The sequence below is a fragment of the Amycolatopsis acidiphila genome (assembly GCF_021391495.1).
Lineage (GTDB): Bacteria > Actinomycetota > Actinomycetes > Mycobacteriales > Pseudonocardiaceae > Amycolatopsis_E > Amycolatopsis_E acidiphila.
In genome coordinates this window covers 3,831,887-3,848,148 of record NZ_CP090063.1, presented here as the reverse complement: position 1 = coordinate 3,848,148, position 16,262 = coordinate 3,831,887, and the positions used below count along the sequence as shown (strand labels likewise).

Below are 16,262 nucleotides of genomic sequence, written 5' to 3'. Positions count from 1 at the left end.
CCGGCACAGCGGGCCGCCTTTCGCGTGAAAGGCGGCCCGCTGCCTGTTCGGCCCGGTATGCGCCACCCCCAGGGGGTTGACCGCACTGAATACAGCAGCGTATTCATGATTGTATTCACTCCGCGTTCGAGGAGGCCGGGATGCCCGAGACACCGACTCAGGCGCGGACGACGTCGCTCGCGGAGCGGGCCGTGCTCGCGCTGCGGGAGCTGGTGCACGACGGTGTCCTGCTGCCGGGTCAGCCGATCCGGCAGGCCGCGGTCGCCGAGCAGCTGGGGATCAGCCGCGTCCCGGTCCGCGAGGCGCTGAAGAACCTCGAGTCGGAAGGCCTCGTCGAGCCCTCCCCCACCGGGGGGTTCGTGGTGGCCCGGCTGTCCGCGGACGAGCTGAGCCAGATCTACCTGATGCGGCGGCTGCTGGAGACCGAGCTGCTGCGCCGGGTCAGCTCGGTGCCCGAGGCCGAGCTGGCTGCGCTCACCGAGCTCAACGGCCGGATGGCCGAGCTGATCGACAACCCCTCCCGCGAGCTCAGGCAGCTCAACCAGGAGTTCCACTTCCGGATGTTCCGGCTGTCCGGGCTGCCCCACGTCGTCGCCGAAACGGCGCGGCTGTGGGAGAAGACCTCGCCCTACCGCCTGGTCTACAGCACTGAGCGCGCCGCGCGGGTGCGCATCGTGGCCGATCACGACAAGCTCATCGACGCGCTGCGGCGCGGCGATGTGGAGCGGTTGATCCAGTTCATGGACGACCATCGGGGCACCGGCGAGCAGGACGTCGTCTCGGTGCTCTCCCACCCCCACCGGTAGCGCCCGCCCCACGGGAACCGCGACACCGGCATGACCGCCGGTGCGCCCCGTGCTGCCCCGGGCGCCGCGACGTGTGCAAGGAGGCACCGTCATGACCTCTGCCCGACCCCGATCCGCACAACAGACCCCGCCCGCGGGCCGCAGCAGCACCGGTTACGTGATCTTCGTGGTCCTGCTGGCGCGGGCAGCAGCACCGCCGCGATCGTGCCCGTGATCCCCGCGCCGCCGCCGGGGCGTCTCCTCGGCGACGAGGGTGTTGATTCGCCGCCCCGGTGCTCGCCGGGCGGCTGATCGACCGGTTCGGCCGCCGCGCGAACTTCCAGCTCTCTCCTAGGTGACGAACGAGAACACCCCGACGAGGTATTCCATTGTGGACAGTGACAGGTGCGGGGCCGGGGCCAGCGCGGGCACGGCGACGCCGAGCGTCACGTTGTCCATCGAAACCAGGGCCCAGGCGAGAAAGGCCAAAGGGTGGCGGCCGCTGTTCTTCATCGCGTTCGCGCCGCTGCTGCTGGTGCTCGCGGCAGGCCGGTTCCTGCGTGACGCGGCGCGGCGGCGTTCCTGTTCGGGCTGAGCAACCGGGCCCCGCTGGGCAGCCAGATCGTGGTGGGCTGGCTCGCCGACCACCTGCCGTCGAAATGGTTGATGACCGGCTACTCGACGCTGCTCACCGACTGAAAGGACCGCAGGCAGCGGACGCGATGAAGCAGCCTCCGCGTCCGAGGACCGGACGGGTGCGGAACACCGCAGAACACTGAAAGGACGTTTGATGGCAGACCTGGAGTACACGGTCGCCGACGGGATCGGCACGATCCTGCTGAACCGGCCGCACCGCAAGAACGCCTTCACCCACGAGATGATCGAGCAGTGGGCCGAGATCCTCGTCGGCGCCCGCACCGATCCCGACGTCCGGGTGATCGTGCTGACCGGTGCGGGGGACGCGTTCTGCTCGGGGGTGGACCTGGGCTCGGGGTCGATGTCGGGCGAGCGCCCGACCCCGTTGCAGCGCAAGCAGCACCTGAGCGAGCACATCCACCGCATCCCGTTCGCCCTGGAGGACCTGGACAAGCCGGTGATCGCCGGGATCAACGGGGTCGCGGTGGGTGCGGGCATGGACATGGCGCTGATGTGCGACATGCGGATCATCGCCCGGTCGGCACGGCTGTCGGAGGGCTACATCCGGGTCGGCCTGGTGCCCGGCGACGGCGGCTGTTACTACCTGCCGCGCCTGGTGGGCCACGCGAAGGCGCTGGAGCTGCTGCTCACCGGCGACTTCATCGACGCCGAGGAGGCCGCGCGCCTGGGCATCGCCAACCACGTCGTCGACGACGACGAGCTGCCGGCGGCCGTGACCCGGCTGGCCCGCAAGCTCGCCGACGCGCCCCCGATCGCGGTGCGCACCATCAAACGCGCGGTCTACCAGTCCGCGCGCAGCGACCTGCGCACCGCACTGGACCTCATCTCGTCCCACATGGCCGTCGTGACATCCACACAGGACTCCGCCGAGGCGCTCGCCGCGTTCCGCGAGCAGCGTCCCGGCAGCTACGCCGGCCACTGACCAGAAAGGACTTCCCTTGCCGTTCCAAGGTTTCGACCTTCCCGAAGAGCTGAAGATGCTGTCGGACACGATTGCGGAGTTCGTCCGCGAGGAGATCGTGCCCGCGGAGGCCGCCGTGCCGGGCGACGCCCGGGCGATCCCCGCCGAGCAGCTGGCGAAGCTGCGGCAGAAGGCGCGTGACGCCGGGTTCTGGTGCCTGGAGGCGCCGAAGGAGTTCGGCGGCGGCGGGCTGAGCACGTTCGAGGGGATCGTGCTCACCGAGCAGATGGCCAAGCACCGCTACAGCTTCCCCTCCCCCGGCGGCGGCGTGTTCGGCATCGAGCCACCGGTGGTGCTGTACAAGGGCAGCCCGCGTCAGATCGAGAAGTACGTGCTGCCCACGATCGAGCACTCGTGGCCGGCGTTCACCGCGATCAGCGAGCCGACCGGCGGGTCGGACCCGGCGCGGGCGATCCGGACGACCGCGACCCGTGACGGGGACACCTACCGCATCAACGGGCACAAGCTGTGGACCACCGGGGCGGACTCCGCGCGCTACGGGATCGTCTACGCCCGCACCGACCGTACCGCCGGGCGGGGCGGGATCAGCGCGATCCTCATCGACGCCGGCACTCCCGGGATGAACGTCACCAGCGTGCCGGTGCTGCGTGACCACTGGACCACCGAGGTGCTCTTCGACGACTGCGTGGTCCCGGCGGAGAACCTCATCGGCGAGGAGGGCCAGGGCTTCGGGCTCGCGCAGCAGTGGCTGGTGCGCGGCAGGCTGCGGTACGCGGCGCAGGCGATCGGGGTCGCCGAGGAAGCGGTGCGGATCGCGAGCGACTGGGCCAAGTCGCGCGAGACGTTCGGCGCGCTGCTGGCCACCCGCCAGGCGGTGCAGTTCGCCATCGCCGACGCGCGGGTGCGGATCACCGCCGCCCGGCACCTGACCTGGGAGGCAGCCTGGGACGCCGACCAGGGCCGGGACGCGCGGACGAAGGCGTCGATCGCGAAGCTGTACGGCACCGAGACCGGGTTCGCCGTGGTGGACGCGATGATGCAGATCCTGGGCGGCATGGGCATGACCAAGGACCTGCCGCTGGAGCACTGGTTCCGCGGGCTGCGGGTGGCCAGGGTGGTGGAGGGGCCGAGCGAGATCCACCGGTTCCTCATCGCGCGGGACATGCTCGGCGGCGCGGCGCTGGGCCGGACCTCGTGACCGCGGCGGTGGGCGAGCACTCGCGGCTGGACCTCGGCCCGCTGCTGCGCCCGGCGTCGATCGCGATCGTCGGTGCGTCGGCGACCCCGGACATCATCTCCGGGCTGCCGCAGCGGATGCTGGCCCAGCACGGCTACCGCGGCGCGGTGTACCCGGTGAACCCGCGCCACGACAGCATCGACGGGCTGCGCTGCTATCCCGGGATCGGGGCGGTGCCGGACCCGGTGGACATCGCGCTCGTCGTGGTCAACGCCGAACGGGTCAACACCGTCGTCGCCGAGTGCGGGCGCGCGGGCGCGCGGTTCGTGGTGATCATCAGCTCCGGGTTCGCCGAGCAGTCCGACGGCGGACGGCGCCAGCGCGAGCTGCGGGCGCTGTGCGACCAGTTCCCGCGGATGCGGGTGCTGGGACCCAACGCCGAGGGGCTGATGAACGTCGTGGACGCGATCCCGGTGGGGTTCAGCCCGACGATCAACTACGACCGCGGGCTCGACCGGCTGATCGCCGGGGACGTCGCGGTGGTCGCCCAGAGCGGCGGGCTGGGGTTCGCGTTGTTCAACGACGGGCTCGGCCGCGGGCTCGGGTTCAGCCACGTCGTCAGCACCGGCAACGAGGTGGACCTGGACCTGGCCGACGTGGCGGAGCACCTCGTGCAGGACCCGGCGACGCGGGTGCTGCTGCTGTTCGTCGAGGGCCTGACGGACCCGGGGCGGCTGGCGAAGATCGGCGCGGCCGCGCGGGCGCAGGGCAAGCAGGTGATCGCGGCAAAGGTCGGCACGACCGCCGCCGGGCGGCGCGCCGCGCTCGCCCACACCGCGCACGACCCGGGCGACGGGGCGCAGTTCGCGCGGGCGCTGGACGAGGGCGGCGTGCTGCTGGCCGCCGACCAGGAGGAGCTGGTGGACCTGGCGATGGTGTTCTCGCGGACCCGGGTCCCGGCGGGACGGCGGGTCGGCGTGGTGACGACCTCGGGCGGGGCCGGCACCTGGCTGGCGGACGACCTGGTGCTGGCAGGCCTGCGGCTGCCCGTGCTGGGCGCCGGGACGCAGGAGCGGCTGCGGGCGCTGATCCCGGCCTACGGCAGCGCGGCGAACCCGGTGGACACCACGGCGCAGGTACTCAGCCGGGGCGGGATCTCGCCGGTGCTGCGGCTGCTGGCCGACAGCGGCGAGGTCGACGCGCTCGTGCTCGTCGCCACGCTGGCCGACGCCAAGCAGCTGGAACGGGAGCAGGAGGAGCTGATCGCGCTGGCGGGCCAGGTGCCGCTGGTGATCTACAGCTACACCCGTCCCGCGCCGCGCAGCCTGCGGCTGCTGGAGCAGTTCGGCATCGCGGCGTTCACCAGCGGCCGCCGGACGGCCGCGGCGCTGGCGGCATTGACCAGGGAGGTCACGGCCGCAGGATGAGGCGGATCGGGTCGCCTTCCTTGCGCACGAGGCGGTCGACGGCGTCGGCCGCCTCGGCCAGGGGCAGGTGGCCGCTGATGGAGCGGCTCCACTCGACCCGGTGGTGCCGGGCGAGGCCGATCAGGGTCTCGACGTCGCCGGGGCCGGAGCCGTAGTGGCCCAGGATCTGCTTGCGCCGGAAGCTCAGCGGGATGCTGTCGGTGATGGTCAGCGGCCGCGGGGTGAGCCCGACGAGGACGAGCTTGCCGCCGAAGCCGAGGCAGCTGACGGCCTGCTCGCGCACGGCGGGCACCCCCGCCATGTCGAAGGCGGTGTCGAGGCCGGCGCCGCCGGTCGCGGCGGACACCTGCTTGCCCAGGTCCGGGTCGGCGGGGTCGAGCGCGAGGTCGGCGCCGAACTCCAGGGCCCGCTCGCGCGCGGACTCCAGCGGGTCGACCGCGACGATGGGGACGGCGCCGATCATCCGCAGCAGCTGCACGGCGTGCGCGCCGAGCCCGCCCACCCCCCACACCCCGGCGGGGCGGCCGGGCCTCGCCTGCGCGGTGCCGCTGATCGCGCCCCACGGCGTGGACACCGCGTCCGGGACGATCGAGGCCTGGTCGAACGGCAGGTCGTCGGGGAGTGGGACGAGGGTGTGCTGGGCGGCCAGCGCGTACTCGGCCCAGCCGCCGTCGTAGTCGACGCCACGGGTGCGGACCTGCAGGCACGGGTCGCGGAAGCGGACGCAGTTCGCGCAGCGGCCGCAGCGTTCGCCGGCCTGGAGCGCGACGCGCGCGCCTTCCTGCCACACCGCCGGCACGTCCGGGCCGATCGCGTCGATCACCCCGGCGACCTCGTGCCCGAGGGTGACCTCCGGGGCGGCGAGGAACTGCGGGGTGAGGCTGCCGTCGATCAGGTGCGCGTCGGACAGGCACACCCCGGCGGCCTCGACCTTGACGCGGACCTCGCCGGGGCCGGGCTCGGGTACCGCGACCTCGCGCACGACGAGCCTGCGCGGGTCGATCTCCAGCCGTGCGGCCAGCATGGTCGCCATCCGGGGTCCTTCCGGTCGTGACTGTCGGTGCGTCCCCTGTCTACACCCGTCGCGACCGGCCGTGGCCGATGCTGCCCGTTCGGGTCAGGACTGCTGCTCCTGCTGCTGCTTGGCGACCTCGGCGCGGACCTCGTCCATGTCCAGCTCGCGGGCCTTGCCGATGAGCTCCTCGAGCGCGGGCTCGGGCAGCGCGCCGGGCTGGGCGTAGAGCACGACGCCGTCGCGCACGATCATCAGCGTCGGGATGGACGAGATGCCGAACGCGGCCGCGAGCTCCTGCTGGGCCTCGGTGTCGACCTTGCCGAACACGACGTCGTCGTGGGTGTCGGACGCCTTCTCGTAGACCGGGGCGAACTGCCGGCACGGACCGCACCAGGACGCCCAGAAGTCGACCAGGACCATGCCGTCCCGCCCGACCGTCTCGTCGAAGTTCTCCTTGGTCAGTTCGACCGTTGCCACGTCGATCTCCTCGGTTGGGGGAAGTACCCCCCGCACAACACCCGATCCCGCCGCGGCATTCCGGGGTGCAGGTGGCGGGCGACCTCGACGGTCTCCAGCGCCTCGCCGAGCTTGCCCACCGCGGTCACGGTCACCCGATCGGACTCACCGCCGGTGCATGAGACGCCCTCGAGGCGGGTATCTGAGGCTTCGTCCGATGTGTGTGCCATGCGCGGCCGGGTACCCGGCGGACGCGAAACGATGCACAAGCGTTGCGAGCCCCCGGGAGGCCGTGTGGTGGAGATCAGCCGGGAGGTGCCCGCACCACCGGACGCCGTCTACCGGGTGCTGGCCGACGGCTGGAGCTACGGCAGCTGGGTGGTGGGCAACTCGCGGGTCCGCCAGGTCGACGAGAGCTGGCCGGAACCGGGCAGCCGGATCCACCACAGCGCCGGGGTGTGGCCGCTGCGGATCAACGACGTGACGGTGGTGCGCTCGGTCGAGCCGGAGCGGCGCCTGGACCTGCACGCCGAGCTGTGGCTGTTCGGCTCGGCGGAAATCCGCATCACGCTGGAGCCGCTGGACAGCGGCCGTACGCGGGTGGTGATGGCCGAGGAGCTGACCCGTGGGCCGGCGCGGCTGGTGCCGGGGCCGCTGCAGACGCTCGCCCTGTGGCCGCGCAACGCCGAGTCCCTGCGCCGGCTCGCGGACATCGCCGTCGGCCGCGAGGCCTGAGCCGCGGTTCAGGCCTGCGACTGGTGACTCGGGCGTCCCCACGACAGCGTCGCCAGGCGTTCCCGGAGTGTCGCCGGGCGCGGGGCCAGTGCCTTCGCGCTGGTGGCGGCCTGGTCGCGCAGGCCGTCGGCGAACTCGGCGAGCACCGCGGCCGCGTCCCGCCGCGGGCGCCAGCCCAGTTCCGTGCGGGCGAGCGTGGTGTCGGCGAGGGCGGCCTCGTCGGCCAGCGCGAGCCAGCCGGGATGCAGCGGCTGCACCCCGGCCCGCCACAGCGACCACGCCGCGCCCGAGAGCAGCGGGCGCGGCACGGGCAGGCGGAGCGCGCCGAGCAGGCCGGCCACGTCGTCCGCGCGCAGCACCGGGTCGCTCGCGAGGTTGACCGGCCCGGAGAAACCGGCCGACAGCGCCAGCCACACGGCCTCGGCCACGTCCTGCGCGTGCACGACCTGCAGCCGCAGCTCCGGCCACAGCGGCAGCGGGAACCCGGGCACCGCCACGATCCCGGCCGGCAGCAGCGGGCTGAGCAGCCACCGCCCGAACTCGCCGCCGGCGTCGCGCTGCAGGATCGCGCACGGGCGGACCCGGGTGAGCAGCACATCGGGGTGCTCGCGGGCGAACACGTCCAGCAGGCGTTCCAGTTCCGCCTTGCCCCGGCTGTAGGCACTCGCGGAGATCCCGTCGCACGGCCAGTCCTCGCGCACCCGCTCCCAGCGCGGCGCGGGTGAGTAGGCGGCGACCGACGAGGCGCACACGATCCGCGGCACCCCGGCGGCGGCCGCCGCGTCGAGCAGCCGCCGGGTGCCGGTCAGGTTGGTCGCCGCCATCGGCGGGTCCCCGGCGCTGGGGTTGACCGCCCACGCCAGGTGCACCAAGGCGTCGGCGCCACGCAGCACCGGTTCGAGCGAGGCGGGCCGGGCCAGGTCGCCGGGCACCCAGTCGACGGCGGCGTAGGGCCCTTCGGCGGGCGGGATCCGCCGCGCCAGGCCGGTCACCGAGCAGTCCTGTTCGCGCAGGATCCGGACCAGTGCCGTCCCCACGTTTCCGGTCGCCCCAGTCACCACGATGCGCACCGGTTCCTGGTGCCCGTTCGGGCCCGGGTCAAAACGGGTACAGCTGCGGACATGGAGCACGCAGCCGAAACGGTGGACGCGGTCGTCGTCGGGGCCGGGCACAACGGCCTGGTGGCCGCGAACATCCTCGCCGACGCCGGATGGGACGTCCTCGTCCTCGAGGCCGCCGAGACCCCGGGCGGCGCGGTGCGCACGGCCGAGCTGACCGCGCCCGGCTTCCGCAACGACGTGTGCAGCGCGTTCTACCCCCTGGGGGCCGCGTCACCGGTGCTCTCGGCGCTGGGGCTGCACGAGTACGGCCTGCGGTGGCGGCACGCACCCGCACCGCTGGCCCACGTCCTGCCCGACGACCGCGCCGCCGTCATCTCCCGCGACCTCGACCGGACGATGGCGTCGGTGGCGCGCTTCTCCCCCGCCGACGCCGACGCCTGGCGCGCGGAGTTCGAGGCCTGGACGCAGATGCGCGAGCAGTTGCTCGACGCGCTGTTCCAGCCGTTCCCGCCGGTGCGCGCCGCCGCGCGGCTGGGCCGCCGGCTCGGGGTGGCCGACAGCCTGCGCTTCGCCCGGCTCGTCACGATGCCGGTGCGGGCGCTGGCCGAGGAGCGGTTCTCCGGCGAGGGCGCGCAGCTGCTGCTCGCCGGCAACGCCCAGCACACCGACCTCGGGCCGGGCGACGCCGGCAGCGCGATCTTCGGCTGGCTGCTGGCGATGCTCGCCCAGGACGTCGGTTACCCGGTGCCGGAGGGCGGCGCCGGGCGGCTGGCGATCGCACTGGCCAACCGGCTCACCGCGGCGGGCGGGCGGGTCGCCTGCCAGCGCCCGGTCACCCGGATCCACACCGCCGGCGGCGAGGCCGTCGCGGTCTCCGACGCCTCCGGCCGCCTCGTGCGGGCCCGGCGCGCGGTGCTGGCCACAGTGCCCGCCCCCACGCTGTACCGGGAGCTGCTGGACCCCGACGTGCTCCCGCCCCGGCTGCTCGCAGACCTGCGCGGGTTCCACTGGGACGACCCGACGGTCAAAGTGGACTGGGCGCTCTCGCGGCCCATCCCGTGGCGCAACCCCGAGGTCGGCCAGGCCGGGACCGTGCACCTGGACGCGGACATGACGGGCCTGGCCGACTACCACCACGCGCTCTCGGTGGGCCGGTTGCCGGAGAAGCCGTTCCTGCTGCTGGGCCAGATGACCACCGCCGACGAGACCCGCTCGCCCGCCGGCACCGAGTCGGCCTGGGCGTACACCCACGTGCCACGCGAGCACAAGTGGGACCGCGACTCGCTGCGGCAGTTCGCCGACCGGCTGGAGGCGGTCGTGGAACGGCACGCACCCGGCTTCACCGGCCACATCGAGGCACGCGCGATCCACGGCCCGGACGATCTGTTCCATGTGGACGGCAACCTCGTCGGCGGGGCGATCAACGCCGGCACCGCCGCGATCCACCAGCAGCTGTTCTTCCGGCCGGTGCCCGGCCTCGCACGCGCGGACACCCCGGTGGACCGGCTGTTCCTGGCGGGGGCCTCGGCGCATCCGGGCGGGGCCGTGCACGGCGGGCCGGGGGCCAACGCCGCGCGGGCCGCGCTGCGGCGCGCGAGCCGTGGCGGCACCACCTACCGGCGGGTGATCCAGCGGCTCAACGCCGCCGTCTACAGATGACCGGTCAGCATCAGCAACGCGTCGGACAGGCTGCCGAGGTGCTCGGTGCCCGACGGACGGCGAGACGGCCAGCCCGGCCCGGCGATGAGGCGGCGCACCTGGTGCTGGCGCAACACCCGGATCGAGTCCGGGCTCGCCGTCTCGGGGCGCTGCGACCACAGCACGACCGCGACGGGCCGTGCGGCCGCGACAGCGTGGCCGAGGCTCGGCGCCGGAGTGGCCGCGCCGAGCATCCGCACCGGGAGGTCGCGTTCGGACAGTGCGGCGGAAAGCGCTTCCAGCGCCAGCGAATGCTGTTCGGTCTCGGTGCAGGCGAGCAGCACCGGGCGCCGGTCGGCGCGGTCGGCGGCCCGGGGCACCCGGTGCAGCGCCGCGGAAACCGCCCACGACAGCACGTGCTCGGTGTCCACACAGTCCGGATCCTCGCGCTGGTCGCCGTCGATCGCGACGAGCGCCGGGCGGCACAGCCGTTCCCAGGTCTCCACGACGCCCTGGCGGCCCAGCGCGTGCTCGACGACCCGCAGACAGCGCCCGGAGTCCAGCGCGCGGGCGGCGGCGAGCACCTGGGCCAGATCCTCGCCGGGTGAGCCGCCGTCGCGCGCGGCGGACTCGACGGACTTCGCCGCGTCCGACGGCAGCATCCCCGAGCTGATGAGGTCGCGCATCCGGCGCAGCCGCGTGACGTCGTCGGCGGTGTAGCGGCGGTAGCGCCCGGGCTGCGGATTGTGCGGACCCACCCCGTAGCGGCGGTGCCAGGTGCGCAGGGTCGACTCGGCGATCCGCAGGTGGCGGGCCACCTGTCCCGCCGTCCACACGGTGCCTGGCTCCGGTTCCCGGCTCCCCCGCGTCATCGTCCCATCGTCACACCCAGGCCCCGCGTCCGCGGGGCGGGGCCAGTTTCCTCGCGGCCCGCGCCGCGCGCAACCGGCGCTCCTTGCGCCGCCCCGGACCGTGCCGTACAAACGGTCAGCGTCGACCGTGCTTTCGACGAGGAGGACCGGATGGACATCGCGGGTGGCGTCACCCTCATCACCGGAGGGGCGTCCGGACTCGGCCTGGCGACGGCGAAACGACTGCTCGCCGCCGGCGCGACGGTGGTGCTGCTGGACCTGCCGGCCTCCCCGGGCGAGCAGGTGGCCGGGGAACTGGGCGAGCGCGCGCGGTTCGCGCCCGCCGACGTGCGCAGCGAGGAGGAGGTCGCCCGCGCCCTCGACGTCGCCGACGCGGCCGGGCCGCTGCGCGTGGTGGTCAACTGCGCGGGCACCGGCAACGCCATCCGGGTCGTCGGGCGCAAGGGCGTCTTCCCGCTCGCGGAGTTCACCCGCATCATCGACATCAACCTCGTCGGCACGTTCAACGTGCTGCGCCTGGCCGCCGAGCGCATGCTGCCGCACGACCCGGTGGGCGAGGAACGGGGCGTCATCGTCAACACCGCCTCCGCCGCCGCGTTCGACGGGCAGATCGGGCAGGCGGCCTACTCCGCGTCCAAGGGCGGCGTCGTCGGGATGACCCTGCCCATCGCCAGGGATCTCGCCAGCCACCAGATCAGGGTGGTGACCATCGCACCCGGACTGTTCGACACCCCGCTGCTGGCCGGTGCTTCGGAGGAGACGAAGAAGTCCCTCGGCGCACAGGTCCCGCACCCGCAGCGGCTCGGCGATCCCGACGAGTTCGGCGCGCTGGCGGCGCACATCGTCGCGAACCCCATGCTCAACGGCGAGGTGATCCGCCTCGACGGCGCGATCCGGATGGCGCCACGCTAGGGGGCGCCCCGAACAACACCCGCCGGGCGGCCGACTTCCAGATCCGCACGTGCGGGTCGGTCGCGGCCGGACGGTCCTCGAACGCATACGGCAGTGCCGCCCCGCGCATGCTCGTGAACAACAGCTCGCGCAGCTCCGGGAAGGCCGGGTGCGCCGCGACCGCCGGGCCCCAGATCCGGTCGGTCACCGCGCGGATCGCGTCCCGCAGCGCCCGTTCCGCCGGGCGCAGCGCCGCCGCGAGCGCGGGGTTGGTGCGGGCCGCGGTCCACAGCTCCATCGCCGCCCAGAAATGCGGCTCCTGGAACGTCGACCACAGCAGTTCGACACAGCGGTCGACGCGACGCGGCCCGTCCGGCTCACCGGCCAGGTCCGTCGCCACCCGCTCCTCCGTCTCCTTCAGCCGCGTGGTCGCCAGATGCTGCGCGGCCGCGACGAGCAGTCCCTCCCGCGAGGGGAAGTGGTGCAGCAGCCGGCCCCGCGATACACCCGCCTTCGCCTGGATGGCCAAAGTGGACGCTCCCGCGTAGCCGAGCTCGACGAGGCAGTCCACGGCGGCGTCGAGGATCAGCGCCCGGCTGTTCGCCGTGCGCTCCGCCCGCCGCCGCGCGCTCGTCCCGCTGGGAGTCACCGCGTCAGCGTAACCCGGCGGAACGGAAAACAGTCGGTGTTGACTGTCGGCCGATTCCCTTGCACTCTCGAAGGGACGCCGCCGTCCGAGGAGGAGCCGCATGTATCCAGGCACCTGGGCCGCCGTCGATCCGGACCGGACCGCGGTCGTGATGGCGGGTTCGGGCGACCGCCTCAGCTACGGCCAACTGGAGGAGCGCTCGGTCCGGCTCGCCAACGCCCTCGCCACCGCCGGACTGCGCCGGGGCGACACCGTCGCGCTGCTGACGGACAACACCCCACGGGCCTACGAGGTGTACTGGGCCGCCGTGCGCTCCGGGCTCTACGTCGCCGCCGTCAACAGCCACCTCGCGCCGGCCGAGGTCGCCTACATCGTCACCGACTCCGAAGCCAAGGTCCTCGTCGTCTCCGCCGCACTGGGCGAGCTCGCCCGCGAGGTCGGCGAACTGCTGCCGCACGTCGTCACCCGCCTGGCCTACGGCGGCGCCGTCCCGGGCTACGGCGACTACGACGAGACGCTCGCCGCCGCCTCCGCCACCGCGCCGGCGGACCAGCCCGCCGGCGCGGACCTGCTCTACTCGTCCGGAACCACCGGGCGCCCCAAGGGAATCCGCGTCGAGCTGCCCGACCGGCAGGTGCACGAGCCCGGCGACACGCTCGGCCCGCTGGTGCAGGCGCTGTACGGGTTCGCCGAGGACACCGTCTACCTCTCCCCCGCGCCGGTCTACCACGCCGCGCCACTGCGCTTCGGCGCGTCCGTGCACCGCCTCGGCGGCACGCTGGTGATGATGGAACGCTTCGAACCCGAAGCCGCGCTCGCGGCGATCGAACGCCACCACGTCACCCACAGCCAGTGGGTGCCCACGATGTTCGTCCGGATGCTCAAGCTGCCCGCAGAAGTCCGCGACCGCTACGACCTGTCCAGCCACCGCGTCGCCGTGCACGCCGCCGCGCCCTGCCCCCTCGACGTCAAACGCGCGATGATCGGCTGGTGGGGCCCGATCCTGGCCGAGTACTACTCCTCCACCGAGAGCGCGGGCATGACCTTCGTGCGCAGCGAGGACTGGCTCACCCACCCCGGCACCGTCGGCCGCGCCGTGGTCGGCGTCGTGCGCATCTGCGACGACGAAGGCAAGCAGGTGCCCACCGGCGAGATCGGCACCATCTACTTCGAACGCGACCAGATGCCCTTCACCTACCACCGCGACCCCGAGAAGACCCGCCAGGCGCGGCACCCCGAACACCCCACCTGGTGCACCACCGGCGACGTCGGCCGCCTCGACGACGAGGGGTTCCTCTACCTGACCGACCGCAAGGCCTTCATGATCATCTCCGGTGGCGTGAACATCTACCCGCAGGAGGTCGAGGACGCGCTCGCCCTGCATCCCGCCGTACTCGACGTGGCCGTCATCGGCGTCCCGGACGACGACATGGGCGAAGCGGTCAAAGCCGTCGTGCAACCCGCACCCGGGGCCACCCCCGGCCCGGAACTGGCCGCCGAGCTGCTGGCGTACGTGCGCGGCCGCATCGCGCACTACAAGACCCCCCGCAGCGTGGACTTCGTCGACGCACTACCCCGCACGCCCACCGGAAAGCTGGTGAAGCGGCGGCTCAAGGAACGCTACGCAACCCAGGAGGAGGAACCGTGCGAGACGCGGTGATCGTGGCAGCTGTCCGGACCCCGGTCGCCAAGCGCAACGGCGGACTGTCCGGCGTCCACCCGGTGGACCTCTCGGCACACGTGCTGCGCGCACTCGCCGAGCGCACCGGGCTCGACCCGGCCGAGATCGAGGACGTGATCTGGGGCTGCGTCAGCCAGGCCGGCGAACAGACCGGTGACATCGGCCGCACCGCCGTGCTCGCCGCGGGCTGGCCGGAGAGCGTCACCGGCGTGACGGTGGACCGCCAGTGCGGCTCCTCGCAGCAGTCCGTCCACTTCGCCGCAGCGGGCCTCATCGCGGGCCACTACGACGTCGTGGTCGCCGGTGGCGTCGAGTCCATGAGCCGCGTCCCCATGGGCTTCTCCGCCCAGGGCGCGAACCCGCTCGGCGACCAGGTCCTCGCCCGCTACGACGGCGTCCGTCCCAACCAGGGCATCGGCGCCGAGATGATCGCCGAACGCTGGGGGCTGAGCCGCACCCAGATCGACGAGTTCAGCCTCGCCTCCCACGAGAAGGCCGCCGCCGCACAGGACTCCGGCGCCTTCGACGGCCAGCTCGCACCCCTCGGCGACGTGCACGCCGACGAAGGCGTCCGGCGCGGCGGCACCCTCGACAAGCTCGCCGCCCTCAAGCCCGCGTTCCGCGAGGACGGCGTGATCACCGCCGCGAACAGCTCGCAGATCAGCGACGGCGCCGCGGCCCTGCTGATGACCACCAGCGAGAAGGCCGCCCGGCTGGGCCTGCGCCCCATCGCCCGGGTGCACACCGCGGCACTCGCCGGCGACGACCCGGTCATCATGCTCACCGCCCCCATCCCCGCCACCCGGAAAGCCCTGAGCCGCAGCGGACTGTCCATTTCGGACATCGGCGTGTTCGAGGTCAACGAGGCGTTCGCGCCCGTGCCGATGGCCTGGCTCGCCGAGACCGGCGCCGACGCGAAGTCGCTCAACCCGCACGGCGGAGCCATCGCGCTCGGCCATCCCCTCGGCGCCAGCGGCGCCCGCCTCATGACCACCCTCGTGCACCACATGCGCGCCGCCGGCCTCCGCTACGGCCTGCAGACCATGTGCGAGGGCGGCGGCCAGGCCAACGCGACCATCCTGGAGCTGCTGTGACCGACGACTTCCGCGCCCGCGTCCGGGACTGGCTCGCCGCGAACGTCCCCGACAGCAGCGAGGACGCGCCGGCCGAAGAGCTGATCGCGACGGCGAAACGCTTCCAGGCCGCACTGCACGACGCCGGACTCGCCGGGATCACCTGGCCTTCGCAGTTCGGCGGCCAGGGCCGCTCCGCCGCCGAACAGCAGATCTTCGACGAGGAGGCCGCCGCCCACGAACTGCCCACCGGCGTGTTCCTCATCGGCCTCGGCATGTGCGGGCCCACGCTCGTCGACCTCGGCAGCACCGAACAGAAAGCCCGCTACGTGCGCCCCCTGCTGCGTGGCGAGGAGATCTGGTGCCAGCTGTTCTCCGAGCCCGGCGCCGGCTCCGACGTCGCGAGCCTGCAGACCCGCGCGGTCCGCGACGGCGACAGCTGGGTGGTCAACGGGCAGAAGGTGTGGACCTCCGGCGCCCAGTGGTCCGACCACGGCGCCCTGCTCGCCCGCACCAACCCCGACCAGCCCAAGCACAAGGGCCTGACCATGTTCGTCGTGGACATGCACGCCCCCGGCGTCACCGTCCGGCCGCTGCGCGACATGACCGGGCGCGCCCCCTTCAACGAGGTGTACTTCGACGACGTGCGGCTGCCCGCCGACGCCGTCCTCGGCGAGGTCGACGCGGGCTGGTTCGCCGCGGTCACCATGCTCGGGCACGAGCGTGTGTCCATCGGCGGCTCCGTCCGCCGCCGCTACGACCCGCTGGCGTACCACAACCTCGTCGAACTGGCCCGCACGCGGAACAGGCTGGACGACCCGCTCGTGCGCGACGGGCTCGCCGCGCTGTACACGGCCGAACGCGCGCTGTCGCTGTTCAACGCCCGCCTGCGCCAGGAAGCCGACGCCGGGTCGCCGCCCGGCGCCCGCGGTTCCGTCGCCAAGCTCGCGGGCGCCGAACTGCTGTGGCAGGCCGTGCACGTCGCCGGGCTCATCGCCGGCTTGGACGCCGCCGCCTGGGACCCCGGCTCCGCCGAAGGCGACGAGCTCGCGGTGGCGATCAACGCCACCCCCGCCTCGTCCATCGCCGGCGGCACCGACCAGGTGCAGCGCAACATCATCGGCGACCGGATCCTCGGCCTGCCACGCGACCCGGTCGCCGACCGCGACATCCCGTTCCGCGAGCTGCGAGTGGGCACCCAAGCCTGAGAAGGGAGACCGGGT

The 16,262-nt window shown here is 73.4% G+C and carries 18 protein-coding genes; 12 read left to right on the top strand and 6 right to left on the bottom strand.

The features are described 5' to 3' along the window. Positions 1–140 precede the first annotated feature (140 nt). The 6 genes from LWP59_RS18715 (at position 141) to LWP59_RS18695 (ending at position 4,968) form a co-directional block, all read left to right on the top strand. Complete coding sequence (locus LWP59_RS18715) at positions 141–806, top strand: GntR family transcriptional regulator (protein WP_191334812.1); 666 nt, start codon at positions 141–143, stop codon at positions 804–806. Between the two features lie 91 nt (positions 807–897). Beyond that, positions 898–1,020, top strand: a complete 123-nt coding sequence (locus LWP59_RS40375; protein ID WP_267903788.1) for a hypothetical protein — start codon at positions 898–900, stop codon at positions 1,018–1,020. Positions 1,021–1,236: 216 nt separating this feature from the next. After that, entirely contained in the window at positions 1,237–1,380 is a 144-nt protein-coding gene (locus LWP59_RS18710) for a hypothetical protein (protein WP_186383361.1), read from the top strand. 195 nt (positions 1,381–1,575) lie between these two features. Beyond that, complete coding sequence (locus tag LWP59_RS18705) at positions 1,576–2,364, top strand: enoyl-CoA hydratase/isomerase family protein (protein ID WP_144641814.1); 789 nt, start codon at positions 1,576–1,578, stop codon at positions 2,362–2,364. Positions 2,365–2,380: 16 nt separating this feature from the next. Continuing rightward, on the top strand, positions 2,381–3,562 hold the full coding sequence (locus LWP59_RS18700) for an acyl-CoA dehydrogenase family protein (protein WP_144641813.1): 1,182 nt from the start codon (positions 2,381–2,383) through the stop codon (positions 3,560–3,562). Next, a complete protein-coding gene (locus tag LWP59_RS18695; RefSeq protein ID WP_186383360.1) occupies positions 3,559–4,968 on the top strand; it encodes a CoA-binding protein in 1,410 nt (469 codons plus the stop codon). Before LWP59_RS18700 ends, LWP59_RS18695 begins: the two co-directional genes overlap by 4 nt. Here the strand turns inward: LWP59_RS18695 and LWP59_RS18690 are convergent. The 3 genes from LWP59_RS18690 to LWP59_RS18680 form a co-directional block, all read right to left on the bottom strand. Next, complete coding sequence (locus LWP59_RS18690; protein WP_144641811.1) at positions 4,952–6,001, bottom strand: zinc-binding dehydrogenase; 1,050 nt, start codon at positions 5,999–6,001, stop codon at positions 4,952–4,954. The genes LWP59_RS18695 and LWP59_RS18690 overlap by 17 nt on opposite strands. Positions 6,002–6,085: 84 nt before the next feature. Then, on the bottom strand, positions 6,086–6,460 hold the full coding sequence (gene trxA, locus LWP59_RS18685; protein ID WP_144641810.1) for a thioredoxin: 375 nt from the start codon (positions 6,458–6,460) through the stop codon (positions 6,086–6,088). Then, positions 6,442–6,594 (bottom strand): hypothetical protein, encoded by a 153-nt coding sequence (locus LWP59_RS18680; RefSeq protein ID WP_186383359.1) that lies wholly within the window; start codon positions 6,592–6,594, stop codon positions 6,442–6,444. The genes trxA and LWP59_RS18680 overlap by 19 nt, the downstream gene beginning before the upstream one ends. A gap of 139 nt (positions 6,595–6,733) precedes the next feature. On the opposite strand from LWP59_RS18680, the gene LWP59_RS18675 reads away from it, so the two are divergent. After that, complete coding sequence (locus tag LWP59_RS18675) at positions 6,734–7,174, top strand: SRPBCC family protein (RefSeq protein ID WP_144641809.1); 441 nt, start codon at positions 6,734–6,736, stop codon at positions 7,172–7,174. Between the two features lie 8 nt (positions 7,175–7,182). On the opposite strand, the gene LWP59_RS18670 is transcribed toward LWP59_RS18675, so the two are convergent. Then, positions 7,183–8,244 carry an NAD-dependent epimerase/dehydratase family protein gene (locus LWP59_RS18670; protein WP_144641808.1) on the bottom strand — a complete coding sequence of 354 codons (1,062 nt, stop codon included), beginning with the start codon at positions 8,242–8,244 and terminating at the stop codon, positions 7,183–7,185. A gap of 51 nt (positions 8,245–8,295) precedes the next feature. On the opposite strand from LWP59_RS18670, the gene LWP59_RS18665 reads away from it, so the two are divergent. Further along, positions 8,296–9,894 carry a phytoene desaturase family protein gene (locus LWP59_RS18665; RefSeq protein WP_144641807.1) on the top strand — a complete coding sequence of 533 codons (1,599 nt, stop codon included), beginning with the start codon at positions 8,296–8,298 and terminating at the stop codon, positions 9,892–9,894. Here the strand turns inward: LWP59_RS18665 and LWP59_RS18660 are convergent. After that, positions 9,885–10,745 (bottom strand): MerR family transcriptional regulator, encoded by an 861-nt coding sequence (locus LWP59_RS18660; RefSeq protein ID WP_144641806.1) that lies wholly within the window; start codon positions 10,743–10,745, stop codon positions 9,885–9,887. The genes LWP59_RS18665 and LWP59_RS18660 overlap by 10 nt on opposite strands. 150 nt (positions 10,746–10,895) lie before the next feature. On the opposite strand from LWP59_RS18660, the gene LWP59_RS18655 reads away from it, so the two are divergent. Further along, positions 10,896–11,657 (top strand): 3-hydroxyacyl-CoA dehydrogenase, encoded by a 762-nt coding sequence (locus tag LWP59_RS18655; protein ID WP_144641805.1) that lies wholly within the window; start codon positions 10,896–10,898, stop codon positions 11,655–11,657. Here LWP59_RS18655 and LWP59_RS18650 read toward each other — a convergent pair. Further along, positions 11,605–12,285: a TetR/AcrR family transcriptional regulator gene (locus LWP59_RS18650; RefSeq protein ID WP_229857546.1), complete on the bottom strand. Its 681-nt coding sequence runs from the start codon at positions 12,283–12,285 to the stop codon at positions 11,605–11,607. The genes LWP59_RS18655 and LWP59_RS18650 overlap by 53 nt on opposite strands. 100 nt (positions 12,286–12,385) lie before the next feature. Between LWP59_RS18650 and LWP59_RS18645 the strand changes: the two genes are divergently transcribed. From LWP59_RS18645 to LWP59_RS18635, 3 genes are read left to right on the top strand one after another with little or no spacing between them, the layout of a single operon-like run. Beyond that, entirely contained in the window at positions 12,386–13,945 is a 1,560-nt protein-coding gene (locus LWP59_RS18645; protein WP_144641803.1) for an acyl-CoA synthetase, read from the top strand. Continuing rightward, on the top strand, positions 13,930–15,060 hold the full coding sequence (locus LWP59_RS18640) for a thiolase family protein (RefSeq protein ID WP_144641802.1): 1,131 nt from the start codon (positions 13,930–13,932) through the stop codon (positions 15,058–15,060). Before LWP59_RS18645 ends, LWP59_RS18640 begins: the two co-directional genes overlap by 16 nt. After that, the gene (locus LWP59_RS18635; protein WP_144641801.1) at positions 15,057–16,247 is read left to right on the top strand and encodes an acyl-CoA dehydrogenase family protein; all 1,191 of its coding nucleotides are present in this window, start codon (positions 15,057–15,059) and stop codon (positions 16,245–16,247) included. The genes LWP59_RS18640 and LWP59_RS18635 overlap by 4 nt, the downstream gene beginning before the upstream one ends. Positions 16,248–16,262: the final 15 nt, after the last annotated feature.

What these genes read in the sequence shown, in the direction of transcription:
- LWP59_RS18690 (WP_144641811.1), bottom strand. Translation starts at nt 6,001, where the DNA reads ATGGCGACCATGCTGGCCGCACGGCTGGAGATCGACCCGCGCAGGCTC.
- LWP59_RS18665 (WP_144641807.1), top strand. Translation starts at nt 8,296, where the DNA reads ATGGAGCACGCAGCCGAAACGGTGGACGCGGTCGTCGTCGGGGCCGGG.
- LWP59_RS18645 (WP_144641803.1), top strand. Translation starts at nt 12,386, where the DNA reads ATGTATCCAGGCACCTGGGCCGCCGTCGATCCGGACCGGACCGCGGTC.
- LWP59_RS18655 (WP_144641805.1), top strand. Translation starts at nt 10,896, where the DNA reads ATGGACATCGCGGGTGGCGTCACCCTCATCACCGGAGGGGCGTCCGGA.
- LWP59_RS18705 (WP_144641814.1), top strand. Translation starts at nt 1,576, where the DNA reads ATGGCAGACCTGGAGTACACGGTCGCCGACGGGATCGGCACGATCCTG.
- LWP59_RS18660 (WP_144641806.1), bottom strand. Translation starts at nt 10,745, where the DNA reads ATGACGCGGGGGAGCCGGGAACCGGAGCCAGGCACCGTGTGGACGGCG.
- LWP59_RS40375 (WP_267903788.1), top strand. Translation starts at nt 898, where the DNA reads ATGACCTCTGCCCGACCCCGATCCGCACAACAGACCCCGCCCGCGGGC.
- LWP59_RS18715 (WP_191334812.1), top strand. Translation starts at nt 141, where the DNA reads ATGCCCGAGACACCGACTCAGGCGCGGACGACGTCGCTCGCGGAGCGG.